We start from the raw sequence: 24851 nt of genomic DNA on the forward strand, positions 1-24851 counted from the left end.
GATACGGGCATTTTTTTATCGGCGAATCGACGCTTAGATAGTCAGCGTCCAGTCGTAGTCCACGATCAGCGGTGCGTGTTGCGAGAACCGTGGCTGACGTGGCAGGCGTGCGCTGCGTACAAAGCGGCGCAGGCCTGGGGTCAGCAACTGGTAGTCGAAACGCCAGCCCAGGTTGAGCATCTCAGCCTGTTCGTTGTCCGGCCACCAGCTGTACTGGTCGCCTTCACGGCTGACTTCGCGCAGGGCATCGACATAACCCATATTGCCGACAATCTCGTCCATCCAGGCACGTTCAGGTGCCAGGAAGCCCGGGGATTGCTGGCTGTCGCGCCAGTTCTTGATATCCAGCTTCTGTTGCGCCACGTACAGCGAGCCACAATAAATGTACTCGCGACGTTTGCGTCGCTGTTTATCCAGATAACGGGCGAAATCGTCCATTAGCTTGAACTTCTGGTTCAAGTCTTCATCGCCATTCTGCCCCGAAGGGAGCAGCAAGGTCGCGATGCTGACCTTATCGAAATCGGCTTGCAGGTAGCGCCCGTAGCGGTCGGCCGTCTCGAAGCCGAGACCGCTGATGACTGCCTTCGGTTGCAACCGCGAATACAAAGCCACGCCACCCTGGGCGGGAACTTCGGCTTCGCAGGCATAAAGGAAGTAGCCATCCAGTTGGAAGGCTGGATCGTCCAGTTCAAAGGCGGAGGCGCGGGTGTCCTGCAGGCAGATGACGTCGGCATTCTGTGCTTGCAGCCAACTGAGCAAACCTCGCTCCACTGCAGCCTGAATACCATTGACGTTCACACTGATGATCCGCATAAATGGCCCCAAAAATCGCGTGCGTGTATGATACACGGCGTCAACCTAATTAGCTAAATCCGTGGTATTTGGGGTTTTTTTCATGCAAGCGTATCAGCGCGATTTCATTCGTTTTGCCATCGATCGCGGCGTTTTGCGCTTCGGTGAGTTCACCCTGAAGTCCGGGCGCACCAGTCCTTACTTCTTCAATGCCGGCCTTTTCAACAGCGGTTCGGCCCTGGCGCAGCTGGGTCGTTTCTACGCGGCAGCCATCGTCGAGAGCGGTATTCCCTTCGACGTTCTGTTTGGCCCGGCGTACAAAGGCATCCCGTTGGCGGCGACCACTGCCGTGGCATTGGCCGAACACCATGGCCGTGACCTGCCATGGTGCTTCAACCGCAAGGAAGCCAAGGCTCACGGCGAAGGCGGCAGCCTGGTCGGCGCGCCGTTGACCGGCGATGTGCTGATCATCGACGACGTGATCACCGCCGGCACCGCCATCCGTGAAGTGATGCAGATCATCGCTTCCCAGGACGGCGCCAAAGCCGCTGGTGTGCTGATCGCCCTGAACCGTCAGGAGCGCGGCAACGGTGAGTTGTCGGCGATCCAGGAAGTGGAGCGTGACTTCAAGATTCCGGTGATCAGCATTGTTTCGCTGAACCAGGTGCTGGAATTCCTGGCCGATGATCCGCAGCTCAAGCAGCATTTGCCTGCCGTAGAAGCCTACCGCGCTCAGTTCGGCGTGTAACAACGCGAACTTGTAGGAGCGAGGCTTGACCGCGAAGGCGTCGTCACATTCAGCGATGAGGTGACTGTCAGATTGCCTTCGCGGGCAAGCCTCGCTCCTACAGGATCGCAAGCAAAAAAAAAGACCCCGCTCAGCCTGGCTGAGCGGGGTCTTTTTTATGTCTTCAGCGCAGCCTTCGCCATTTGCCTACCAGTTTCAGCGCCAATCTCAGGTTGAATAGCGCAAATACCAACAACGCTAAAACGACTAATACATAAAGCGTGCGATCCACATCAAAATCCCACAGATCCAGCTTACTGCTGGCCATAATCCGTACAGCGGCCGGAAGGTTGACGTAAAACAGCGCTGCAAAAGCGCAGGTCAGGGGCAGTGCGCAGGCGAGCAAGACATTCATCACCTTTGCCCTGCTACGCCTTCTGGCCAGCGGCCCCGATAGCGCTTCATCCAGCTCCAGCGCTTCATGCAGCTTGGGCCATGCCAGATTGAACATGAAGGTGGTCAGGGTCAGCAGCAAGCCACTGACCGCGACGATGTCACTGAACGGCATTCAGGCCCAGCGTCTGGCACAACAGCGCGTGGGAGTCTTCGCTGATCTCGAATTGCCCGGCACTGCCTTTGCGCTTGGTAATGGGTTTGAAGGTCGGCTCGTTTTGCGTGATCAGCATGTTCAGTTCATCACGGATGACATCCGAACTGATCACCACCAGGTACACCGTTTGCGCGTGTTCCGCAGACTCGATCACCGCACGCATGCTGTGCCGCAAGATCTCGTCCAGCTGATTGCGAAAGCGCGAAACCGTGTTTTTCAGTAAGGTTTTACTTTGGCTCTGGGTCAGCTGGAAAATCGTCGAGATCTGAGACTCAGTCGGCAGGGTTTGCCCGAAGTAGCTTTGAATCAGATACAGCAGGCGATCCTGCTTCGCTTCATCGGCCCGGCTCGGCATGCCGCCCTCGACCAGCATTTTCAAGTATTCGGTCAGGCTCGCCTTGGCGATACGCTGTAAGGCGTGAGCGATTTCGGCGTCGGAAATTTTCAGGGTCTTTTTGACCGGTCCCTTTTGCTCCTGCTCGAAAGCCTGGGCGTCGATCGTGAACGAGATCTGCATGGCTCAGCGCCTCCGAAGTTATTTTTTGCTGGCAGGGCTGGAGGTTTCGACTTGTTTGATCCCGGCAGGTTTTTCGGCTTTCTCAGGATATGGATCAATCACGGCGTCGCCTTGGCCGGTCAGAATTTTCCAACCATGGCTAATGTGCGCGGTTTTACGAAGTTGCGGGCAGGGCGGCATCGATGTTTTGGCCTGATTCGAATACTGGTGGCCGCAGTCCACGCACTCGTAAGTGCCTGGTGATACATCACTGCCGTAAGGTACGTAATCTTTTTGCATAGGGAAAATCTCCTGTGGATACAGGGAAGATCCTAGGCAGATTGCTTCTTTCTCGATGTCAGACACTTCCTGCATTGGCGTCAGGCATTTCCTGCGGGCAAAAAAAGATCGCAGCCTTCGTCAGTTCCTACAGAGGATTCCAAAATCCCTGTAGGAGCCGCCGAAGGCTGCGATCTCTTGATCTTTACAAATCAGGGACGCTTGCGATTACTGATCAATGTACCCACACCGGTATCGGTGAAGATCTCCAGCAGAATCGCATTCGGCACCCGACCGTCAATGATCAATGAGCTGCCCACACCGCCCTGTACCGCTTCCAGCGCGCAACGGATCTTCGGCAGCATGCCGCCGTAGATTGTGCCGTCGGCAATCAGGTCGTCGACTTGCTGGGTGGTCAGGCCGGTGAGGACCGTGCCTTGCTTGTCCATCAGGCCGGCGATGTTGGTCAGCAGCATCAGCTTTTCAGCTTTCAGCGCTTCGGCCACTTTACCGGCCACCAGGTCAGCGTTGATGTTGTACGACTCGCCGTTGGCGCCGACGCCGATTGGCGCAATCACCGGGATGAAATCGCCTTTGACCAGCAGGTTCAGCAGGTCGGTGTTGATGCCGACCACTTCGCCCACCTGGCCGATGTCGATGATTTCCGGTTGGGTCATCTCCGGCGTCTGGCGGGTAACGGTGAGTTTCTTCGCACGAATCAGCTCGGCGTCTTTACCGGTCAGGCCGATGGCGCTGCCGCCATGACGGTTGATCAGGTTGACGATGTCCTTGTTCACCTGGCCGCCGAGGACCATTTCCACCACGTCCATGGTCTGCGCGTCAGTCACGCGCATGCCATCGATGAAGTGGCTCTCGATCGACAGACGCTTGAGCAGGTCGCCGATTTGCGGGCCGCCGCCGTGAACCACCACCGGGTTGATGCCCACGGCTTTCATCAGCACGATGTCGCGGGCGAAGCCAGTTTTCAGCTCCTCGCTTTCCATCGCGTTGCCGCCGTATTTGATCACCAGCGTCTTGCCGACATAGCGGCGAATGTAAGGCAGCGCTTCGGACAGGACCTTGGCGGTGTTGGCGGCGGCTTCGCGTTCGAGGGTCATTCAGGGCTCCGGGTGAATCAGAAGATCAAAACGGTAGTTGGAGATCAGGGGCAACACGCTTCAACTGGACTTTGAACACGTCCTTGATGCGTTGCAGTTCAGCCTCGTCATCAGCCTCGAAACGCAGCACCAGCACCGGTGTGGTGTTGGACGCGCGCACCAGGCCCCAGCCTTTGGCGTAGTCGACTCGCACGCCGTCGATGGTGGTCAGGTCGGCGCCTTCGCCCCACTTCGCGTCGTGCAGAGCATCAATGATGCTGAATTTGCTCTCTTCGGTCACATGGATATTGATTTCAGGCGTAGAAATATCGTTCGGGAAGGTCGCAAACAGCTCCTCCGCGGTGGATTTTTCCTTGCTGAGGATCTCCAGCAGCCGCGCGGCGCTGTAAATGCCGTCGTCGAAACCGAACCAGCGCTCCTTGAAGAAGATGTGCCCGCTCATTTCGCCGGCCAACAGGGCGCCGGTTTGTTTCATTTTCTTTTTGATCAACGAGTGACCGGTCTTCCACATTAGCGGACGACCGCCGTATTCCTTGATCAGCGGGGTCAGGCGGCGTGTGCATTTGACGTCGAAGATGATTTCCGCGTCAGCGTTGCGCGCCAGCACGTCACGGGCGAACAGCATCAGCAGGCGGTCCGGGTAGACGATGCTGCCGGTGTTGGTCACCACGCCGACGCGGTCGCCGTCGCCGTCGAAAGCCAGGCCCAGGTCAGCGTTGGTTTCCTTGACCTTGGCGATCAAGTCCACGAGGTTTTCAGGCTTGCCCGGGTCCGGGTGGTGGTTCGGGAAATTGCCGTCGACGTCGCAGAACAACGGGATGACTTCGCAGTTCAGGGCTTCGATCAGTTGCGGGGCGATCACGCCGGCCGCGCCGTTACCGCAGTCGACCACGACTTTCAGGCGGCGAGCCAGTTTGATGTCCTGGACGATTTCGGTGTTGTAGCGGTCGAGGATCTCGACCTTGGTGATGCTGCCCTTGCCGCTGGTCAGGTTGTTGGTCTTGAGGCGTTCGTGCAGGGCCTGGATCTGTTCGTTGGCCAAGGTGTCGCCGGCAATGACGATCTTGAAACCGTTGTAATTCGACGGGTTGTGGCTGCCGGTGAGCATCACCCCGGATTTGCCGGCCAGTACGTTGGCGGCGTAATACAGCGCAGGCGTTGGCACCAGGCCGACGTCGCTGACGTGGCAACCGCTGTCGGCCAGACCTTGAATCAGGCGTTCGACCAGTTCCGGGCCAGAGAGGCGGCCGTCGCGACCGACGGAAACGTTGGGTTCGTCCTGAGCCAGGCTCTGGGCGCCGATGGCACGGCCGAGCCAGTAAGCGGTTTCACCGTTCAAGAATTCCGGGACGGTGCCGCGAATATCGTAGGCGCGGAAGATGCTGTCGGGGAACTTGGGTGCGACTTGGGCTGGACTGCTCATCTGTGGGATTGCTCCATTTCGAAAGTGACTGGACCTGCCGGGGAATGACTCGTTGGCAGGCACAAACTGAAGGGTATGACGGTGTTTTCCACAGAGAGTTCGTGGTGTGCAAAGGCCATGACCCCGGTTTCAGCGCGCACTTGACCGGCCAATCCCTTGATTTTCAGTGGTAAACCTTCCAGATGACGGCTGTGCAATTTCGAGCATATAAAGCACTTGTGGCGAGGGAGCTTGCTCCCGCTTGAGTGCGCAGCACTCACCGAATCTTGGGGCCGCTACGCAGCCCAGCGCGAGCAAGCTCGCTCGCCACAAAGGTGTATTTATCGGATCAATGGCTACCCGAATGCCCGAAACCACCAGCACCGCGCTCAGTTTCGACGAACTCTTCAACCATCTCGAAGTGCGCCTGAACCACAGGAACCAAAACTAGCTGAGCCAGACGTTCGCCCACTTCAAGGGTGAAATCCTTGTCGCTGCGGTTCCAGCACGAAACCATCAGCGGACCCTGGTAGTCGGAGTCGATCAGGCCAACCAGGTTACCCAGCACGATGCCGTGCTTATGGCCCAGGCCGGAGCGCGGCAGGATCAGCGCCGCCAGGCCCGGGTCGCCGATGTAGACCGACAGGCCGGTCGGGATCAGCAGGGTTTCGCCCGGCTTGATCACGGTGTCTTTTTCCAGCATGGCGCGCAGGTCGAGGCCGGCGGAGCCGGGGGTGGCGTACTGCGGCAGCGGGAAGTCGGTGCCGATGCGGGGGTCGAGGATCTTGGCTTGCAAAGCGTGCATGTAAATTAAACCTGGTTCAGACGGTCGGCGATAAAAGTGATCAGCTGGCGAGCAATCTTGCTCTTGCTGGTCTGGGCGAAAAGTGTGGCGTGGAGCTGGCGGTCGATCACGCTGCAGGCGTTTTCTTCGCTGTTGAAGCCAATGCTCGGGTTGGCGACGTCGTTGGCGACGATCAAATCGAGGTTTTTGTCTTTCAACTTGCGTGCAGCGTAATCGAGCAAGTGTTCGGTTTCGGCAGCGAAACCGACACTGAACGGACGGTCGGGGCGAGTCGCGATGGTGGCCAGGATGTCTGGGTTGCGCACCATCTGTAGCAACAAGCCGTCGCCGTTCGTAGGATCTTTCTTGAGTTTCTGTGGTGCGACGACTTCCGGGCGGTAGTCCGCGACCGCTGCCGAGGCGATAAACAAGTCGCAAGGGATCGCGGCTTCACAGGCGGCGAGCATGTCGCGGGCACTGACCACGTCGATGCGCGTCACGCGATCCGGAGTCGGCAAGTGCACCGGGCCGGTGATCAGCGTCACGCGGGCGCCGGCTTCCACCGCGGCTTCGGCCAGAGCAAAGCCCATTTTCCCGGAGCTGTGGTTGGTGATGTAGCGCACCGGGTCGATGTTTTCCTGGGTTGGGCCGGCGGTAATCAGCACGTGTTTGCCGGTGAGCGCCTGGCGCTGGAAGCAGTCCGCCGCGCATTGGGCGAGGTCGGTGGCTTCGAGCATGCGGCCCATGCCGACGTCGCCACAGGCCTGGCTGCCCGAGGCTGGGCCGAAGGATTTGATGCCGCGGCTTTCGAGGATTTGCAGGTTGGCCTGGGTGGCTGGATCGCGCCACATAGCCTGATTCATCGCCGGTGCCACGGCGACCACCGCGTCGGTGGCCAGCACCAGCGTGGTCAGCAGGTCATTGGCAATGCCTTGGGCCAGACGGGCGATCAGGTCCGCCGTGGCGGGGGCGATCAGCACCAGGTCGGCCCATTTGGCCAGCTCGATGTGGCCCATGGCGGCTTCGGCCGCGGGGTCCAGCAGGTCGAGGTGGACCGGATGGCCGGACAAGGCTTGCATGGTCAGCGGGGTGATGAACTCGCTGCCGCCACGGGTCATGACCACGCGCACTTCGGCGCCCTGGTCGATCAGGCGGCGAACCAGGTCGGCGCTCTTGTAGGCAGCAATGCCGCCGCCGACGCCCAGAACGATGCGTTTCCGATACAGCCGCTGCATAGGTCTGCCTTTCATTTCGTTGATGACTGCGTGGCGAACCCCCCTCCCCAGGAGTGAAATCGCCCGCAAAAAAGATGGGCTACGATATCACAGCGACCGCTACGGAACAGCGGCGCCCACAGACCAGGGAGGTGTTATGAGTATTCGTGATTGGCCGGCGGCAGAGCGGCCGCGGGAGAAGCTTCTTGAGCAGGGTTCGGCGAGTCTTTCTGATGCCGAGCTACTGGCCATCTTTCTACGGACCGGCGTGTCCGGCAAAAGCGCGGTGGATCTGGCGAGACACTTGTTGAGTCAATTCGGCAGTCTGCGCACCTTGCTGGAGGCCGATCTGCGGACCTTCAGCGGGCAACTGGGCCTGGGGCCGGCGAAATTCGCGCAGTTGCAGGCAGTGCTGGAGATGGCCCGGCGGCACCTGGCCGAGCGCTTGCGCCGGGATTCGGTGCTGGAGAGCCCGGTGGCGGTACGTGATTACCTCAAGGCCATGCTCCGCCATGAACCCCACGAGGTGTTCGGTTGCCTGTTTCTGGATTCAAAGCACCGGGTGCTGACGTTTGAAACGCTGTTTCGCGGCTCCATCGATAACACCAGCGTGTATCCGCGCCAAGTGGTCAAGCGGGCCCTGGCGCACAACGCCGCAGCGCTGATCCTGTGCCACAACCACCCGTCGGGTAACACCGACCCCAGCCAGGCTGATCGAATGCTGACCAAGCGCCTGCAAGAGGCGCTGGAGCTGATTGATGTGCGGGTGCTTGATCACTTTATCGTTGGGGATGGGGATCCGCTGTCCATGGCCGAGTACGGCTGGATGTAAACCTTGGCTGGCCTTCTCCACCCGTAGAAGCTGCCGAAGGCTGCGATCTTTTGATTTTGTTTTTCAGGTCAAAAGATCGCAGCCTCGTTTCACTCGGCAGCTACAGGGGGGTTACTTGAGATTGACCTTCGAGTAATCCTGGCGGCCAAACGGGCTGACCGAGTAACCCTGCACATCCTTGCGCGTCAACGCGAACGCAGTCGGATGCGCCAGCGGCAGCCACAACGCCTGTTGCTGAATCTGCGCCTGAGCCTGTTCATACAGCTTGGTGCGCACGCCTTGTTCGCTGGTGGTCTTGCCGGCGCTGATCAGCTTGTCCAGGTCCTGGTTGCAGTAACGGGCGAAGTTGGTGCCAGACTTGACCGCGGCGCAGGAAAACTGCGGCGTGAGGAAGTTGTCCGGGTCACCGTTGTCGCCAGCCCAGCCCATGAACAGCAGGTCATGCTCGCCGGCCTTGGCGCGACGGATCAGTTCGCCCCATTCGATCACGCGGATTTCGGCCTGAATGCCGATTTCCGCCAAGTCAGATTGCAGCAACTGCGCGCCGAGGCTCGGGTTGGGGTTCAGCAAACTGCCGGAAGGACGGGTCCAGATGGTGGTCTGGAAACCGTCCTTGAGCCCGGCTTTGGCCATCAATGCCTTGGCCTTGGCCACGTCGTGCGGATAGCCCGGCAGGCCTTTGGCGTAACTCCAGGTGTTCGGCGGATAAGGGCCGTTGGCGGCTTCGGCGGTGTCTTCGAACACGGCTTTTAGGTAGTTGGCTTTGTCGAACGCGAGGTTGATCGCCTGACGCACTTCAGGCTTGTCCAGCGGCGGATGCTGGCTGTTGATGCCGACGAAAGCGGTCATGAACGCGTCAGTCTTTTCCACTTTCAGCGTCGGCTCCTGCTTGGCGGCCACCACATCCAGCGGCTTGGGCGACAGGGCGATCTGGCACTCGTTGCGACGCAATTTCTGCAGGCGCACGTTGGCGTCCGGGGTGATGGCGAAGATCAGCGGGTCCACCGACGGCTTGCCGCCGAAGTAGTCCGGGTTGGCCTTGTAGCGAATCGACGCGTCCTTCTGGAAGCGAGTAAAGACGAACGGGCCGCTGCCGATCGGCTGGCTGTTGAGCTTTTCCGGGGTGCCGGCCTTCAGCAGTTTGTCGGCGTACTCGGCCGAATAGATCGAGGCGAAGCCCATGCTCAACGTGGCGAGGAAGGTCGAATCCGGATGATCGAGGGTGAAGCGCACGGTCAGAGGGTCGAGGGCGTCGATCTTTTTGATCAGTGCCGGCAGTTGCATCGACTGGGCATGGGGGAAGCCGCTCTGGGCGACTTTGTGCCACGGGTGTGCCGGGTCGAGCATGCGGTCGAAGCTGAATTTCACGTCTTCGGCGCTCAGCTCGCGGGTCGGGCTGAAGTAGTCGGTTTTGTGGAATTTCACCTGCGGGTGCAATTTGAAGACGTAGCTCAGGCCGTCGGGCGAGACTTCCCAGCTGTCCGCGAGGCTTGCGACCACTTTGCCGCTGGCGGTATCGAAGTCCACCAGGCGATTCATCAGTACATCGGCCGAGGCGTTGGTGGTGGTCAGCGAGTTGTATTGCACCACGTCGAACCCTTCAGGGCTGGCCTCGGTGCAGACGGTCAGGGCGGCGGCTTGGGCCAGCGGGCTCAGTAGCAGTGGGGCAAGCAGCAGCGGTAGGGCAGCGAGGCGCATGGTCGGATTCCTTTACAGATCGAAGGCCCATCTGCAAGTGCAGTCTGGAAAAGGCCTACCCTAGTGGGCTCTTTTGCAAATGACTATCCCCATTTTCATTTTGGGGCGACTATAGGCGCCTTATTTGGGTGTGCGCGGTTTCACGAAGCCCTGGATTGGCGTGTTGGCCGATGTTCTGCGACGAGCGGTCGCCATCGACGATAGCCTTTGTCCAAGGCGCTCGTAGCCCGGAAAATGGGCTTTTTGTGAATTCATCGCACACTGAATGTTGTTGCTCTCTGGTCTTTCTGGTATAAAGCAGCGCTCTTTTCTAGGGGCCCGGTTCCTTCACTGTAGGTGTAGCCGGTAAGACCTCTAAAGAAACGCGGCGCCTGGCGCCAAATGACTGAGAGATTAAGCGGCCAACCCATGCCGGGTTGGGCATGTGGTTTTAGAGGGCTGAGGCATGTCGAGAGTCTGTCAAGTTACCGGTAAGGGTCCGGTGACTGGGAATAACATTTCCCACGCAAACAACAAAACCCGTCGTCGTTTCCTGCCGAACCTGCAGCATCACCGCTTCTGGGTTGAAGAAGAGAAACGTTTCGTGCGTCTGCGCGTATCTGCCAAAGGCATGCGTATTATCGACAAGCGTGGCATCACTGTCGTGCTGGCCGAAATCCGCAAAGCCGGCAAGATCTAAGGGAGCTAATCATGCGTGAATTGATTCGAATGATTTCTAGCGCCGGTACTGGTCACTTCTACACTACCGACAAGAACAAGCGTACTACTCCGGACAAGCTCGAAAAGCGCATGTTCGATCCGCGCGTTCGTAAGCACGTGATGTACAAAGAAGGCAAGATCAAGTAATTGATCTTTCTCTCTTACAAAAAAGGCCCGTATCGCGAGATACGGGCCTTTTTTGTTGCTTGATGGTTTCGCTTTAACCGCAGATGAGTTCCAGCACTTCATTGCGGTCGTTGACCAGCACCCTTACGCGATCAGGCTTGGGCAAGAGGTTGAACATATCCTCGGGCCGTTCCAGGCGATGTTTCTGCACACCGGCAGCCAGGCGAATGGCGTCCAGGGTTTCAGGGGTGGCTACTTGGCCGATGGCGAATGTTGCGGCGTTGATATTGCATTGGGCAGTCATGATGCATCCTTGCTTGTTCAAGTGTTAAGGCGCTCGAGGGTCAAAACCTGGCAACACATCCTGTGTCGCCACTGACCTTGACGTTGAATGACTCGGCGCGGCCCGCAAGCTTCGCTCAGAAGGACAGCCCGTGTCCTGCTGGTATCGTCACCGTCTGTTTCGACTCAAGCCTTCTGTTCAAACACCACATAAATCTTGCGGCACGCTTCCAGCACTTCCCAGGTTCCGCGAAAGCCTGCCGGGATCACAAAGCGATCACCCACCCGCAACGTCTTGCTGTTGCCATCGTTGTCGCGCAGCACTGACACGCCCTGAACGATTTCGCAGTATTCATGCTCGGTGTAATTCACCAGCCACTGGCCGATTTCGCCTTCCCACACGCCGGCGCTCATCTGCCCGCAGGGGCTGTTGTAGTGGTTGTACACCGCTTGCTCGGGGTCGCCCTTGAGGACTTTCGCCGGGTCCGGCCGATAGCGATCGGGCTGGGTGGTGGCTTGGTTGAAGTCGACGACATCCTGGATATTCATTTTGTTCTAATCCCCCGTGATTGCGGCGTATGTGGCTGGAAAGGCCAAAGTCTATGTTTATTAAAATGAACACTGCAAGGCCGTTTGCCGACCTTGTGTCAAATATATTGAAACAACCCCGGCCACTGGTTTAGGGTGGCAGGTGCCTTGGGCCGATAGCAGGCTGGCCGGGCAGAATTCCTGACTGCACCCGCGACCAACGCTGGGGCACTCGTATTCAACAAGAGGAGGACACTCGAATGACCACCCTGACTCGTGCCGACTGGGAACAACGGGCTCGCGATCTGAAGATCGAAGGCCGTGCCTACATCAATGGCGAATACACCGATGCCGTCTCCAGTGAGACCTTCGAGTGCATCAGCCCGGTCGATGGCCGTCTGCTGGGCAAGATTGCCAGCTGTGACGCCGCCGACGCCCAGCGCGCCGTGGAAAACGCCCGCGCCACCTTCAATTCCGGCGTCTGGTCACGCCTGGCGCCGACCAAACGCAAAGCCACCATGATTCGTTTTGCCGGCCTGCTCAAGCAGCACGCCGAAGAGTTGGCCCTGCTTGAAACCCTGGACATGGGCAAGCCGATCAGCGATTCCCTGTACATCGACGTTCCCGGCGCGGCGCAAGCCCTGAGCTGGAGCGGCGAAGCCATCGACAAGATCTACGACGAAGTGGCCGCGACTCCCCATGACCAATTGGGTCTGGTAACCCGCGAGCCTGTGGGCGTCGTCGGCGCCATCGTGCCGTGGAACTTCCCGTTGATGATGGCCTGCTGGAAACTCGGCCCGGCGCTTTCCACCGGTAACTCGGTGATCCTCAAGCCGTCGGAAAAATCCCCACTGACCGCCATCCGCATCGCCGCGCTGGCTGTTGAAGCCGGTATCCCGAAAGGCGTGCTCAACGTGCTGCCAGGCTACGGCCACACCGTCGGCAAGGCCCTGGCCCTGCACAACGACGTGGACACCCTGGTGTTCACCGGTTCGACCAAGATCGCCAAGCAGTTGCTGATCTACTCCGGCGAATCGAACATGAAGCGCGTCTGGCTCGAAGCCGGCGGCAAGAGCCCGAACATCGTGTTCGCCGATGCTCCGGACCTGCAAGCTGCCGCCGAATCCGCCGCCAGCGCCATCGCCTTCAACCAGGGCGAAGTCTGCACCGCCGGTTCGCGCCTGTTAGTCGAGCGTTCGATCAAGGACACCTTCCTGCCGCTGGTCATCGAAGCGCTGAAAACCTGGAAGCCAGGCAATCCGCTGGATCCGGCGACCAACGTCGGCGCGCTGGTGGACACCCAGCAGATGAATACCGTGCTGTCTTACATCGAATCCGGCCACACCGACGGCGCCAAACTGGTGGCGGGCGGCAAACGCATTCTTCAGGAAACCGGTGGCACCTACGTTGAGCCGACGATTTTCGATGGCGTGAACAACGCGATGAAAATCGCCCAGGAAGAGATCTTTGGCCCAGTGTTGTCGGTCATCGCTTTCGACACTGCCGAAGAAGCCATCGCGATTGCCAACGACACGCCGTACGGCCTGGCCGCAGCGGTATGGACCAAGGACATCTCCAAGGCACACCTGACCGCCAAGGCGCTGCGTGCCGGTAGTGTATGGGTCAACCAGTATGACGGCGGCGACATGACGGCACCGTTCGGTGGTTTCAAACAGTCGGGCAACGGTCGCGACAAGTCGCTGCACGCGTTCGACAAGTACACCGAACTGAAGGCGACCTGGATCAAGCTGTAAGTCGCTAAAGCCTGTGGTGTTGCTGATGACGCTTTCGCGGGCAAGCCTCGCTCCTATGGAGATCGCGTAGGGCGGGGCGCCGCGGTACCACAGGTCTGTCGCCGCAGCCGGACTTTCCTCAGGGAAAGCTCCGGCTGTGTCGTCTCTGTTGTTTGAAAAATAATATCCACAGGAGCGTGGAACATGCGTTGGGCGACTTATTTCGCCGTGTTGGCGTCTGTCTTGAGTGTCGGCCTGGCCCTGGGTGTCAGCATGCCGCTGGTGTCGTTTCGCCTGGAAAGCTGGGGTTACGGTTCGTTTGCAATTGGTGTGATGGCGGCGATGCCGGCCATTGGCGTGCTGCTGGGGGCGAAGATTTCCAGTCATCTGGCCGCGCATTTCGGCACGGCTAATCTGATGCGCCTGTGCCTGTGGGCCGGCGCGGTGTCCATCGGTTTGCTGGCGCTGTTGCCGAGTTATCCGATCTGGTTGGTGTTGCGCCTGATGATCGGGGTGATTCTGACCCTGGTGTTTATCCTCGGTGAAAGCTGGATCAACCAACTGGTGGTCGAAAAGTGGCGCGGGCGGCTGGTGGCGTTGTATGGCAGCAGTTATGCCTTGAGCCAACTGGGCGGACCGTTGCTGTTGGGCGCGCTGGGCACCGAGCACGATTACGGTTTCTGGGTCGGCGTCGGCTTGCTGCTGACAGCGCCGTTGTTGCTGCTGGGCCGTAGCGGTGCGCCGAGCAGTGAAGCCAGCAGCGTGACATTTGGCGATTTATGGACCTTCTGCCGCGGGTTGCCGGCGATTGCCTGGGCGGTGTCGCTGTTCGCCGCGTTCGAAGCGATGATCCTGACCTTGCTGCCGGTGTATTGCCTGCGTCAGGGTTTCACTGCGGAAATCGCCCTGGCGATGGTCAGTACCGTGGTGGTCGGCGATGCCTTGCTGCAACTGCCCATCGGTGCGCTGGCGGATCGGCTGTCCCGGCGCAGTTTGTTCACGGGTTGCGCGGTGGTGCTGATGCTGTCGAGCCTGGCGATTCCACTGTTGATCGATACGTTGTTGATCTGGCCGCTGTGGGTGCTGTTCGGTGCGAGTGCCGGTGGGTTGTTCACCTTGTCGCTGATTTTGATTGGCGAGCGCTACCGCGACGATGCGCTGGTGCGGGCCAATGCCCATATCGCACAGTTGTGGGGCATTGGTTGCCTGGTCGGACCGTTAGCGGCCGGGGCGGGTAGCCAGTGGATCAGCGGGCATGCGTTGCCGTTGCTGATGGCGGTGGGGGCGTTGGGGTTGGTGGTTTTGCTGATGCGTCAGGGGGCGTTTGGCGCGGTGGCCGAGCCGGCATAGATCAAAAGATCGCAGCCTTCGGCAGCGATCTTGGCGATGTGAGCTACAACATCCGCTCCAGGCCGACGGTGGTGCTGAACCACGCATTAAACCGGCGCCACAGGCTGCCCGGCTCTTTCGTCAGGGTATGCAACTTGCCATCGTCCTCGGTTACCCAGACGACCTTGCCAGCTTCCAGTTTCGCCTCATAACTCAGTGGCGGCGCCATGCCTTGCAGGGCCAATTCACGTACATGCGCGGCCAGTTCCGGGCTGTCGACCAGCACGCCGACTTCGGTGTTCCACAGCACCGAACGCGGGTCGAAGTTGAATGAGCCGATAAACGATTTCTGCTGATCAAAGATCATCGCCTTGCTGTGCAAGCTCGAATCCGAGCCCTGATAAGCCGAACGCCGGAACAGATGCGGCCCGCTACCGCCACCCTCACCGGGCTGGCGGCGCAATTCGAACAGCTTCACGCCATGCTCCAGCAACGCCTTGCGATACGGCGCATAGCCACCGTGCACCGCCGGTACATCGGTGGCTTCCAGTGAGTTGGTCAGCAAGCTCACCGTCACGCCGGCATCGGCGCGTCCGGTCAGGTACACCAGGCCGGGTTGACCGGGCACAAAGTAGGCTGAAATCATGATCAGCTCTTTGCTCACGCCCCTCAACTCCGGCGCCAATTGCGTGGTCAGCAGCAATTGCGGGTCAGGCTCGCCCTTGGCCAGCACCTTGCTCGGCGCGTCCCACAATGCCTGGTTCCAGGCCCAGATCAGCTCTCGGCGCCAGATGTCCAGGCGCGGGTGCTTGTCGTAGATCATTAGCTGTTGATACAGCGCGTGGTTTTGTTTGCGGGTTTCTTCCAGGGATTCTTCCAGGCGCGTGCGGGTGTTTTGCAGGTCCTTGGCCGTCGGTTTGCTGGAGAGGAATTCGTCGATCGGCTTGCTCAGGGCGCTGTTCCAGTACTGGTCGAAACTGTGCCCGAGCTGCTCGGCGACCGGCCCGACACTGAGCATGTCGATGTCGGTGAAATTCAGGTTGGGCTCGGCATCGAAATACTCATCGCCCAGATTGCGCCCGCCGACGATGGCCACGCTGTTATCCGCCAGCCACAGCTTGTTGTGCATGCGCCGGTGTTGCAGCGACAGGTCGAACAAGCGGCCCATGGTCCGCGTTACGCCAGTGCTGCGACCCAGATGTAGCGGGTTGAACAGTCGTATCTGAATCTGCGGATGCGCGGCCAGCGTCGCAATGATCTGGTCCAGGCCATCGCTGGTGGTGTCATCGAGCAGGATCCGCACCCGCACGCCACGATCGGCAGCCTTGAGCAGTTCCTCGACCAGCATGCGCGTGCTGATGCCGTCGTGGACGATGTAGTACTGCAAGTCGAGGCTGGTTTGTGCGTTGCGGATCAGCTCGGCCCGGGCCATGAAGGCTTCGGTACTGTTGGAGAGCAGGCGAAATCCCGATTGCCCTTCGTGTGGCGCGGCTTGGGCCTGGATTGAGCGACCGAACGCCGAATTGGCCGCAGGCAATGCCTGGCTGGGCTCGCGGGAGGCGTCGAGGCTCGCACAGCCATTAAGCAGCAAGGCGAGCAACAGCGCGAAGGGCAGGGCCGGACTGACTCTCAAATCGGATCGTCTCAGGTGATTGCAAAGGCCGAAGTATGGCACGTCATTGTGATTCATCACTTTTGCAGGAGGTAAAGGTTTCTGGTTGTCAGATAGTTCTCCGCGAGCTTTCAGAAATTACAGATCCCGCAGATAAAGCCACTTCTATTTGCCTCCTTTTCCTACATAAAAGTCCTACAAAAACAGGAATGATCGCCGGGCATTTGGTGCAGCAAGAGGCAGCAGGGTTTTTCTTGAACGCTCTTGGGCTCCAATGTTTCCAGCTATTTCACAGGTAAGTGATGATGAAAAAAACTAAATTGGTAGGTGCATTAGTCGTCGCATTGGTGCCTTTTGCGGTTCAAGCAGCCAGTGTAGATCTGACGGTCTCCGGCACGGTCATCCCGACGTCGTGCATTCCGGCCTTTGCTGGCGGTAGTAACGTCGATCTGGGTCGTATCTTTGCCGCCACCTTGAACCCGACCTCGCAAAACGATTTGCCGCCACGGGATATCACCCTGAAGATCGCTTGCGATGCGCCGGCTGCGGTGGAAATCGCCGTCACCGATAATCGTGGCGCCACCAAGGTGCCGGGCCTGACGTTCAATGGTCGCACCAATAACGATCTTTACTACGGTCTGGGCAGTACCCAGGGTGTTGGTATCGGTGGATTCGGTCTATTGACCGGTCAACCATTGACCGATGGCAACCCACAGATGTTCCTGGTGCGTTCGCCGGATAATCCGGTATGGCGCGTTCCAGTCAGCGGGTTGGTGTCCAATGCGCCAATCTCCTATTCCTGGGGGCCGAGTGCTGCAACCGGTCCGGCCGCTGCCCGTCTGCACACATTCCCGATGAAAGTGGCGGCGGCCATTCGCGCCACTTCCGAACTGCCACCGACCACCGACGAGTTCCAGCTCGATGGTTCGGTCACGTTTGACGTGTATTACCTCTGAGCCGACGCAACCACTGCGTCACTGTGCTCTGAACCTGCCTGATTGACGGGGTTCGCCTGGCGCGAACCTGGGCGGTGGCTTGCCTGAAAAACGGTCACTGGCAGGATGCCATTGCATTACCGGGCCTCGACTGGCGCTGTGTTTACAGGGTCGGTCGATGTCTTTTGGAGACTTTCATGCACCCTCTTAAACCTTTCACAGCGCTCGGCGCTGTCGCGACGTTGTGCCTGTTGTTCACGAATCCGAGTACCCATGCCGCCGGAATGATTCCGGAAACGCCGGTGGTGGTGGTCGATCAGGCGCTGGGCGAGGCAACCCTGAACGTCAGGAACTCCGACGATCAACCCGCGTTGCTGTACAGCTCAATCGAGCATATCGCCGAGGATGACGAGCCTCTGTTGTTGCTGAATCCGCCAGTGGCGCGAGTGGAACCGGGTCAGAGCCAGCAAGTGCGATTCATCCTGCGTAGCGCCAAACCCCTGGAAACCGAACGGCTCAAGCGTGTGGTGCTGGAAGGTATCAAGCCTCGGCAGAGCACGAGCGATGCGCATGTCAGCCTGGGGATCCGGCAGAACATCCCGGTCATCCTGCGTCCGGCCAATCTTGCGGTGGAGCGCATGCCCTGGAAGCGGTTGGTCTGGGCGGGCGCCGGCACTCATCTACAGGTCAGCAATCCCAGCCCCTATGTGGTTCGGCTGGCCAGGTCGGTGAACCTGATTCCCGGTGGTGCGACGCTGGATTTGGGTCGCACCTATATCTTGCCGGGCGAGGTGCTGAGCCTCGGGGCACCGTCAATCCTGGGCACGCATGTACGGCTGTTTCCCGCGACGACCTATGGGTTTGCCGTTGGCAGCTACGATGCGCCGCTGAGTTTGCGTGAGTGAGCCGTGGCGGCGGCTGGTATCTGGCCGGTGGTTTCATTCTGGTCACGGTGTCGATGGAAAAAGCCTGGGGAGAGGCGCTCACCGAGTTCGATCAGTCGGTGCTCAAGGCGCGCGGCATTGATCCGAAAGTCGCTGAGCACTTTGGTCGCGCGCCACGCTTTTCGGCAGGACGCAGTCGAGTGGCGCTGCAGGTCAATGGCGCACCTTCGGGGCATGTTGTGGCGACCTTCGATGAAGAGGGGCAGTTGTGCTTCGATTCGAATCTGCTAGATCAGGCCCGGATTGCCGCGCCATCGGGTTTGCCCTTGAGCGCTGACAGCACGCAGTGTTTACGGGCTATCGATGGTCTGGCGGGTGTGCAGGTTCAGCTCGATCCGGGCAAGCAGCAAGTGCAGTTACGGGTGCCAACCGAGTGGCTGCTCCCGTCAGCGCCTCATCCGCGAACCTGGGCCACGGGCGGTACGGCCGGGTTGTTCAACTACGACGCGCTAATGCTCACAAGTTCCGCCGCCGGGCAATCCAGCCAATTCCGCAACCTGGGTACCGAGTTGGGTTTCAACGCAGGCGATTGGGTGGTGCGCAGCCGGCAAAACTACACCTCGTTTCAGGGTGTGGAGCGTTTCGAGACGCTGTACACCCAGGCTTCGCGGACCTGGGAACGCTTTCAGGCCAACGTGCAGTTGGGTCAGCTCAACATGCGTTCATCGCTGTTTGCCGGAGAGGCGTTCACCGGTCTGCAGATCCTTCCGGAAACGGCCCTCGCGTCTCGGACCGGCGAAAGCCTCGGCGCCGGGACGCAGGTGCAAGGACTGGCCTATTCACCGGCACGGGTCGAAGTGCGCCAGAGTGGCGTAGTGATCTACACCACCCTCGTCCCCAGCGGGCCATTTGTCCTGCGCGACTTGCCGTTGCTCAGCAATCGCCTGGACCTTGAGGTCAGCGTGTTCGAGGAGAGCGGCGAGCAACGCGACTTTCGCGTGCCGGCGGCGAACGTGCGCCCCGTCAGCGTCGGGGCATTGCCCGGTTATGGGATTGCGGCAGGCAAGGTTCGACGTTTCGCCGGAGATGAGCGCGATGCGCCGTCATTTTTGGCCGTGAGCAAGGACTGGCAGTGGGGGCCTGCGACTCAGTTAAGTGGTGGATTGATGGGCGCGAGCCAATATCAATCCCTGGGCTGGGGTGTACAGCAGGCGCTGACGCGAAGCTCGCTGGTGAGCGTTCAACAGTTGAGTTCGCGCACTCCGCAAATCGGCCAGGGCCAGGAATGGCAGGCCACGTTAAGCGCGGCATTGAGCTCCAACTTGTCCGCCAGTTTGACGGCGGGCCAGCGTAGCCAAGGCTTTCGACACTTGGCCGACACCGGACTGGCGTCGTTTGCCGACGACATCGATAGCCGCTCCGAGCGCCAATGGGGGGCATCGTTGAGGCATTCCGACTCGCGATGGGGGGCGTTTTCCGGAGCATTGACCCGGTACGCGGTGGGCGGTGGGCAGGATCGTTCGCGTGTCAGCGCCTCGTGGTCACGGGCGTTCACGGGTGCGAATCTGTCGTTGAGTGTGCAGCGCGACAGCGGCGACGATGCCCGTGGTACGGGCCTCTATGCCAGTCTCAGCGTGCCCCTTGGGCGCAACCGAAGCCTCAATACCTACGGGCGCCATGATGAGCGAAGCGGGCTGCGAACCGGTGCCCGTTACTCAGAACAGGTCAACGATACCTTGGGCTACAGCCTCGGCGCAGACCGCTCTGACAATGGTCGGACCGACTTCAACGCACGCCTTAATGCCTTGCCCCGTTACACCAGCGTTGATCTTGGTTATTCGCGCAGTGGCGTCGGCACCAGCAGTTATGACCTCACGCTCCGCGGCGGCCTGGCGATCCACGAAGAAGGGCTGACGCCGTCACCCTATCCGCTGCGTGACACTTTCGGCCTGCTCAAGGTCGGCGAGGCCGCCGGGGTCAAGGTCAGCACGCCGCAAGGCCCGGTATGGACGGATGGCGGCGGGCGGGCAGTGGCGGCGAGTCTGCCGGCTTACCAGACCAGTCGTATTGAAATCGACACCGTCAGCCTGCCGCGTCACCTCGACGTGCTCAATGGCTATCAAGAGGTCGAGGCCGGGCGTGGCGCAGTACCGCGACTGGATTTCAGCGTGGGCTCGGTACGCCGGTTGATGCTCCACGTACGCACAGCCGAGGGTGACTGGGTACCCAAAGGCGCATCGGTATATGGCAGCCAGGGCGAGTACCTGACCAGCGTGGTGGACGCCGGTCTGGTGTACCTGGCCGATGTGCCCGATGAAGTTCGACTGCAAGTGATGCTGCCTGATGACCAGCCCTGCCATTTGCAAGTCGACCCTTCCGGGCTCCCCGAATCGTCCATGCCTTACTCTACCGTCGAGGTGGTTTGCCGGGCGGGTTAGCCATCACTTGGCGTGTCCGCCAACAGTTTGATCGCCGCAGCGCCGACCTTGCGCACGGCATCCTCGATCTGCGGCGTCGGCTTGGCGGCATAGTTCATGCGCAAGCAATTGCGGTACTTGCCCGAGGCCGAAAAGATGCTGCCGACGGCAATCTGTACGCCTTGGTCGTGCAACGCACGATTCAGTTTCAAGGTATCGAAGCCTTCCGGCAGTTCGACCCACAGCATGAAACTGCCCTGTGGACGACTGGCCCGGGTGCCGGCGGGGAAGTAGCGTGTGACCCAATCGATCATCATGTCGCGATTGCGCTGGTATTGGCTGCGCATCCGCCGCAAATGCGGCTCGAAGTGCCCGCCCTTGAGGAAATCGGCGATAGCGATCTGCGCTTGCGGTGCGGTGGAGCCGGTGCTGATGTATTTCATGTGCAGCACCCGTTCCAGATAGCGCCCCGGTGCGACCCAACCGATACGCAGCCCCGGCGCCAGGGTCTTGGAAAAGGAACTGCACAGCAGCACGCGGCCGTCTTCATCGAAGGATTTGATCGTGCGCGGGCGCGGGTAGGTGTAGGCCAGTTCGCCATACACATCGTCCTCGATGATCGCCACGTCGAAGCGCTGTGCCAGGTTCAACAAGGCCCGTTTGCGCGCCTCCGGCATGATGTAGCCCAAGGGGTTGTTGCAGTTGGGGGTCAACTGTATGGCCTTGATCGGCCATTGTTCCAGGGCCAGCTCCAGCGCATCGAGGCTGATGCCGGTGATCGGGTCGGTAGGAATTTCCAGAGCTTTCAGGCCCAGGCCCTTGAGGGTCTGCATGGCGCCGTGGAAGCTCGGTGAATCCACCGCGACGATATCGCCGGGGTCGCAGATGGAGCGGATGCTGGTGGACAGCGCTTCGTGGCAACCGGTGGTGATCACCAGGTCTGCGGCGCTTAATTGACAGCCGGAATCGAGCATTAGCCGGGCGATCTGTTCGCGCAGTTCGAGGTTGCCGTGGATGTTGTCGTAATACAGGCCGGGCATGTCCTGGCGCCGACTGATCTGCGCCAGCCCGCGCAGCAGCGGCTTCATGGTCGGCGTGGTGATGTCCGGCATGCCGCGACCGAGTTGCACCACGTCTTTGCGCGGCACGGCGCGGATCAATTCCAGCACCTGATCCCACTGGGAAATATCCACCGGGCGTTGCGCCGGACGGCCGACGGCGGGCAGTTCCGGGAGCTCGCGGCTGACCGGCACGAAGTAGCCGGATTTGGGTTTCGGCGTTGCCAGCCCGCTGTCTTCCAGCACCCGATAAGCCTGTTGCACCGTACTCAGGCTGACCCCGTGCTCGACACTTAACGCCCGGACTGAGGGCAGCCGGTCGCCGGGGCGATAGAAGCCCTGTTCGATCCGCGTGCCGAGCAATTCGGCGAGATTGACGTAAAGGGTCATGGCGCAGCCTCGATGCAGGTGATTCGGTTAACCGGTACAGATGGGGCAAAAATACGTGATTCAGACCTTAGAGCGCTAAATCTGTATGGAAATAATACAGTGGCTTTGAATCTGTAATGCTTTTCGCCGTCCGCGCATGATGAAACCTCTGGCTACCCAAGTAAACAGGAGCGATCAACATGAACGGCTTGAGCGATGTGCGGCTGACGTTACACAGTCAGGAACTGGCGGCAGGGCAGAACCACGGCACCCGTGAGGCGTCCCTGCGCAACGCACCGTCCTGCCTCAGTCGCTGGGACCTGTTCTGGCATCGTCTGCACACGCGCAAGGCGTTGCTGAACCTGACCCCGGAGCAACTGCGGGATGTCGGGTTGAGTCGGGAGGAGGCGTTGGCGGAGGGGCTTAAGCCGTTCTGGCGGATTTAGTCATGATCGTTCCCACGCAGGAGCGTGGGAACGATCTCAAACCAACTCTTTCATCCGATGCCACAACATTCCCAGCGCCAACAACGGCGAACGCAAATGCCGGCCGCCGGGGAAGGTGATGTGCGGCACCTGGGCAAACAGATCGAACCCGCCACTGTGCTGGCCGCTGATGGCTTCAGCCAACAGCTTGCCCGCCAGGTGCGTGGCATTCACCCCATGCCCGGAATACGCCTGGGCGTAATACACATTCGGCTGATCCTTGAGTCGGCCAATCTGCGGCAAGCGATTGGCGCCGATGCCGATCATGCCGCCCCATTGATAATCGATCTTCACCCCGGCCAGTTGCGGAAACACTTCCAGCATCTTCGGCCGCATATACGCGGCGATGTCTTTCGGGTCCCGACCTGAATAGTGGCAAGCGCCACCGAACAGCAAGCGCCGATCTGCCGAAAGCCGGTAGTAATCCAGTGCCACGCGCTGGTCGCAGACCGCCATGTTCTGCGGCAGCAGGGCGTGCGCCTGTTCTTCGCTCAACGGCTCGGTGGCGATGATGTAGCTGCCGGCGGGCAGTACTTTGCCGCTGAGTTCGGGGTTGAGGCCGTTGAGGTAGGCGTTGCAGCCCAGCACCAGAGTCTTCGCGCGGACCGAACCCTGGGCGGTATGGACTTTCACTTCGCCGCCGTAATCGATGCGGGTGACCGCCGATTGCTCGAACAGTTTGACGCCCAATTGCTGCGCAGCTGCCGCTTCGCCGAGCGCCAGGTTCAGTGGATGCAAATGCCCGGAACCCATGTCGATCAAGCCACCGACGTAACGGTCTGAGCCCACCACTGAATGCATTTCGTTGGCTTGCAGCAGGCGGGTTTCGTAGCGGTAACCGAGACTGCGCAGTTCTGCGACGTCTTCGGCGAAACCTTCGAGGTCGCGGGGTTTATTGGCGAGGTCGCAGTAGCCCCAAGTCAAGTCGCAGGGGATCTGAAAACGCTCGACCCGCTGTCGGACGATTTCCACCGCTTCCAGGCCCATGAGTTTCATCTGACGTACGCCGTCGGCACCGATGACGTTGGCGAACTGATCGAGGCCATGGCCGACACCGCGAATCAATTGCCCACCGTTACGGCCGCTGGCGCCCCAGCCAATCTTGTGTGCTTCCAGCAGCACCACGCTGAGGCCGCGTTCGGCCAGTTCCAACGCGGTGTTCAGCCCGGAGAACCCGCCGCCGACCACGCACACATCCGCCGTCAACTCGCCCTGAAGCAGTGGATGCTCGGGCTGCGGCAGGCTGCTGGCGGCGTAATAAGAGGCGGTGTGTCGGGCAGGGGCATTCATGCGTGTGTTCCCGATTGTTGTGTTTGAAAAAGTGGACGGAGCATAAGCCGGACCTTTCGACGCGAGCAACACTGGTCGGTTGCGGCTGTATGGAATGGGCCGGATGCGTCAGAATCCCGGTCTATTCCGCTTTTGGTCACCGTTTCGATGAGCTGCAACAGTCAGAAAATTCGCACCCTGCGCCAGCAAATCCCCTCGTTCGAGTGCGTGCCGGGCTGCCATGACTGCTGTGGTCCGGTCACCACCTCACCGGAAGAAATGTCGCGCCTGCCGCGCAAGACCCGCGCCGAGCAGGATGCGGCGATGGACGAACTCAACTGCGTACACCTGGGGCCGAACGGATGCACCGTGTATGACGAGCGGCCGCTGATCTGCCGCCTGTTCGGCACCACCAAGACCTTGCCATGCCCCAACGGGCGCGGGCCGGTGGAGCTGATTCATCCTCGGGTGGAGAAGCAGATTCATGAGTACATGGCCAGTACCCGGCAAGTCCTCGTGTGATCGTTCCCACGCTCTGCGTGGGAATGCCTCAACGGACGCTCCGCGTTCGGCTTTTGGGACGCAGAGCGTCCCGGGCTGCATACCCACGCAGAGCGTGGGAACGATCCGCTGGGCTCAATCCGGAATCGGCAAACACAAACTCTCTTTCACCTCTTCCATCACGATATAGCTCTTGGATTCGCGCACATGCGGCAGCTTGAGCAAGATATCGCCGAGCAATTTGCGGTACGAAGCCATCTCGGAAATCCGCGCTTTCACCAGATAATCAAAGTCCCCCGACACCAAATGGCACTCCAGCACATGGGGTAATTTCAGCACCGCGCGTCGGAACTCTTCGAAAGTATCGCCGGATTTGTAGTCGAGGCTGATCTCGACAAACACCAGCAGGCTACCCTTCAGATGCTGCGGATTCAGGCGGGCGTTGTAGCCCATGATGATCCCTTCGCGCTCCAGCCGACGGACCCGCTCGGTGCAGGGCGTGGTCGACAGGCCGACCTTTTCCCCCAGCTCGGTGAAGGAGATGCGCCCGTCCGCTTGCAGGATCCGCAGGATGTTGCGGTCGATCTTGTCCAGCTCACGTTTGGTCTGAGTGTTGGTACGCATAGGGGATGCGCCTCCGTGAAAAGGGTTTTTGCCGAGAATTGTCGCCAA

25 protein-coding genes and 1 pseudogene are annotated in these 24851 nt (G+C 60.0%); 11 read left to right on the forward strand and 15 right to left on the reverse strand.

Going from position 1 to position 24851, the window contains the following annotated elements; genetic code table 11:
- Window positions 1-33: 33 nt before the first annotated feature.
- On the reverse strand, window positions 34-813 hold the full coding sequence (locus HKK52_RS21505; RefSeq protein ID WP_007934608.1) for an exodeoxyribonuclease III: 780 nt from the start codon (window positions 811-813) through the stop codon (window positions 34-36).
- A gap of 82 nt (window positions 814-895) precedes the next feature.
- Here HKK52_RS21505 and pyrE point away from each other — a divergent pair, with 82 nt between their 5' ends.
- On the forward strand, window positions 896-1540 hold the full coding sequence (pyrE, locus tag HKK52_RS21510; RefSeq protein ID WP_169372494.1) for an orotate phosphoribosyltransferase: 645 nt from the start codon (window positions 896-898) through the stop codon (window positions 1538-1540).
- A 163-nt stretch (window positions 1541-1703) separates the two neighbouring features.
- Here pyrE and HKK52_RS21515 read toward each other — a convergent pair whose 3' ends face one another.
- The 7 genes and pseudogenes from HKK52_RS21515 to coaBC form a co-directional block, all read right to left on the reverse strand.
- Entirely contained in the window at window positions 1704-2087 is a 384-nt protein-coding gene (locus HKK52_RS21515) for a hypothetical protein (RefSeq protein WP_169372495.1), read from the reverse strand.
- Window positions 2074-2646, reverse strand: coding sequence for a hypothetical protein (locus HKK52_RS21520; RefSeq protein WP_169372496.1), 573 nt, complete (start codon window positions 2644-2646; stop codon window positions 2074-2076). The genes HKK52_RS21515 and HKK52_RS21520 overlap by 14 nt, the downstream gene beginning before the upstream one ends.
- A gap of 18 nt (window positions 2647-2664) precedes the next feature.
- The gene (locus HKK52_RS21525) at window positions 2665-2925 is read right to left on the reverse strand and encodes a hypothetical protein (protein WP_169372497.1); all 261 of its coding nucleotides are present in this window, start codon (window positions 2923-2925) and stop codon (window positions 2665-2667) included.
- Window positions 2926-3116: 191 nt separating this feature from the next.
- A complete protein-coding gene (argB, locus tag HKK52_RS21530) occupies window positions 3117-4022 on the reverse strand; it encodes an acetylglutamate kinase (protein WP_123403785.1) in 906 nt (301 codons plus the stop codon).
- A 25-nt stretch (window positions 4023-4047) separates the two neighbouring features.
- A pseudogene (locus tag HKK52_RS21535) lies at window positions 4048-5424 on the reverse strand (phosphomannomutase/phosphoglucomutase); the annotation flags it as partial.
- Window positions 5425-5773: 349 nt separating this feature from the next.
- Entirely contained in the window at window positions 5774-6229 is a 456-nt protein-coding gene (gene dut, locus HKK52_RS21540; RefSeq protein WP_054048458.1) for a dUTP diphosphatase, read from the reverse strand.
- A gap of 5 nt (window positions 6230-6234) precedes the next feature.
- Complete coding sequence (coaBC, locus tag HKK52_RS21545; protein WP_169374275.1) at window positions 6235-7443, reverse strand: bifunctional phosphopantothenoylcysteine decarboxylase/phosphopantothenate--cysteine ligase CoaBC; 1209 nt, start codon at window positions 7441-7443, stop codon at window positions 6235-6237.
- Window positions 7444-7579: 136 nt separating this feature from the next.
- Here coaBC and radC point away from each other — a divergent pair, with 136 nt between their 5' ends.
- Window positions 7580-8254 (forward strand): RadC family protein, encoded by a 675-nt coding sequence (radC, locus tag HKK52_RS21550; protein ID WP_169372499.1) that lies wholly within the window; start codon window positions 7580-7582, stop codon window positions 8252-8254.
- A gap of 111 nt (window positions 8255-8365) precedes the next feature.
- On the opposite strand, the gene HKK52_RS21555 is transcribed toward radC, so the two are convergent.
- Window positions 8366-9952, reverse strand: a complete 1587-nt coding sequence (locus tag HKK52_RS21555) for an ABC transporter substrate-binding protein (protein ID WP_169372500.1) — start codon at window positions 9950-9952, stop codon at window positions 8366-8368.
- 445 nt (window positions 9953-10397) lie between these two features.
- On the opposite strand from HKK52_RS21555, the gene rpmB reads away from it, so the two are divergent.
- Entirely contained in the window at window positions 10398-10631 is a 234-nt protein-coding gene (gene rpmB / locus HKK52_RS21560; protein ID WP_007894701.1) for a 50S ribosomal protein L28, read from the forward strand.
- An 11-nt stretch (window positions 10632-10642) separates the two neighbouring features.
- Complete coding sequence (gene rpmG / locus HKK52_RS21565) at window positions 10643-10798, forward strand: 50S ribosomal protein L33 (protein ID WP_008150173.1); 156 nt, start codon at window positions 10643-10645, stop codon at window positions 10796-10798.
- Between the two features lie 73 nt (window positions 10799-10871).
- On the opposite strand, the gene HKK52_RS21570 is transcribed toward rpmG, so the two are convergent.
- Window positions 10872-11081, reverse strand: coding sequence for a hypothetical protein (locus tag HKK52_RS21570; protein ID WP_169372501.1), 210 nt, complete (start codon window positions 11079-11081; stop codon window positions 10872-10874).
- A 164-nt stretch (window positions 11082-11245) separates the two neighbouring features.
- The gene (locus HKK52_RS21575) at window positions 11246-11608 is read right to left on the reverse strand and encodes a cupin domain-containing protein (RefSeq protein ID WP_169372502.1); all 363 of its coding nucleotides are present in this window, start codon (window positions 11606-11608) and stop codon (window positions 11246-11248) included.
- A 239-nt stretch (window positions 11609-11847) separates the two neighbouring features.
- On the opposite strand from HKK52_RS21575, the gene HKK52_RS21580 reads away from it, so the two are divergent.
- Both HKK52_RS21580 and HKK52_RS21585 read left to right on the forward strand, forming a co-directional pair.
- Window positions 11848-13341: an aldehyde dehydrogenase gene (locus HKK52_RS21580; RefSeq protein WP_054048467.1), complete on the forward strand. Its 1494-nt coding sequence runs from the start codon at window positions 11848-11850 to the stop codon at window positions 13339-13341.
- A gap of 183 nt (window positions 13342-13524) precedes the next feature.
- A complete protein-coding gene (locus HKK52_RS21585) occupies window positions 13525-14670 on the forward strand; it encodes an MFS transporter (RefSeq protein WP_169372503.1) in 1146 nt (381 codons plus the stop codon).
- Window positions 14671-14713: 43 nt separating this feature from the next.
- On the opposite strand, the gene HKK52_RS21590 is transcribed toward HKK52_RS21585, so the two are convergent.
- A complete protein-coding gene (locus HKK52_RS21590; protein ID WP_169372504.1) occupies window positions 14714-16282 on the reverse strand; it encodes a phospholipase D family protein in 1569 nt (522 codons plus the stop codon).
- Between the two features lie 284 nt (window positions 16283-16566).
- Between HKK52_RS21590 and HKK52_RS21595 the strand changes: the two genes are divergently transcribed.
- The 3 genes from HKK52_RS21595 to HKK52_RS21605 all read left to right on the forward strand — a co-directional run bounded on the left by HKK52_RS21595 (window position 16567) and on the right by HKK52_RS21605 (window position 20518).
- On the forward strand, window positions 16567-17217 hold the full coding sequence (locus HKK52_RS21595; RefSeq protein WP_169372505.1) for a DUF1120 domain-containing protein: 651 nt from the start codon (window positions 16567-16569) through the stop codon (window positions 17215-17217).
- Window positions 17218-17393: 176 nt separating this feature from the next.
- Window positions 17394-18101: a fimbria/pilus chaperone family protein gene (locus tag HKK52_RS21600; RefSeq protein WP_169372506.1), complete on the forward strand. Its 708-nt coding sequence runs from the start codon at window positions 17394-17396 to the stop codon at window positions 18099-18101.
- Window positions 18098-20518: a fimbria/pilus outer membrane usher protein gene (locus HKK52_RS21605; protein ID WP_237150591.1), complete on the forward strand. Its 2421-nt coding sequence runs from the start codon at window positions 18098-18100 to the stop codon at window positions 20516-20518. The genes HKK52_RS21600 and HKK52_RS21605 overlap by 4 nt, the downstream gene beginning before the upstream one ends.
- Here HKK52_RS21605 and HKK52_RS21610 read toward each other — a convergent pair.
- Window positions 20515-21945 carry an aminotransferase-like domain-containing protein gene (locus HKK52_RS21610; RefSeq protein WP_169372507.1) on the reverse strand — a complete coding sequence of 477 codons (1431 nt, stop codon included), beginning with the start codon at window positions 21943-21945 and terminating at the stop codon, window positions 20515-20517. The genes HKK52_RS21605 and HKK52_RS21610 overlap by 4 nt on opposite strands.
- Before the next feature lie 179 nt (window positions 21946-22124).
- Here HKK52_RS21610 and HKK52_RS21615 point away from each other — a divergent pair, with 179 nt between their 5' ends.
- Window positions 22125-22370 (forward strand): DUF1127 domain-containing protein, encoded by a 246-nt coding sequence (locus HKK52_RS21615; RefSeq protein ID WP_169372508.1) that lies wholly within the window; start codon window positions 22125-22127, stop codon window positions 22368-22370.
- A gap of 36 nt (window positions 22371-22406) precedes the next feature.
- On the opposite strand, the gene HKK52_RS21620 is transcribed toward HKK52_RS21615, so the two are convergent.
- On the reverse strand, window positions 22407-23699 hold the full coding sequence (locus HKK52_RS21620; protein ID WP_169372509.1) for an NAD(P)/FAD-dependent oxidoreductase: 1293 nt from the start codon (window positions 23697-23699) through the stop codon (window positions 22407-22409).
- A gap of 147 nt (window positions 23700-23846) precedes the next feature.
- Here HKK52_RS21620 and HKK52_RS21625 point away from each other — a divergent pair, with 147 nt between their 5' ends.
- Window positions 23847-24200: a YkgJ family cysteine cluster protein gene (locus HKK52_RS21625; protein WP_007947437.1), complete on the forward strand. Its 354-nt coding sequence runs from the start codon at window positions 23847-23849 to the stop codon at window positions 24198-24200.
- A gap of 114 nt (window positions 24201-24314) precedes the next feature.
- Here the strand turns inward: HKK52_RS21625 and HKK52_RS21630 are convergent, their stop codons facing one another.
- A complete protein-coding gene (locus HKK52_RS21630) occupies window positions 24315-24803 on the reverse strand; it encodes an Lrp/AsnC ligand binding domain-containing protein (RefSeq protein ID WP_010465173.1) in 489 nt (162 codons plus the stop codon).
- Between the last annotated feature and the right edge of the window lie 48 nt (window positions 24804-24851).

It is taken from the genome of Pseudomonas sp. ADAK2 (assembly GCF_012935755.1).
Lineage (GTDB): Bacteria > Pseudomonadota > Gammaproteobacteria > Pseudomonadales > Pseudomonadaceae > Aquipseudomonas.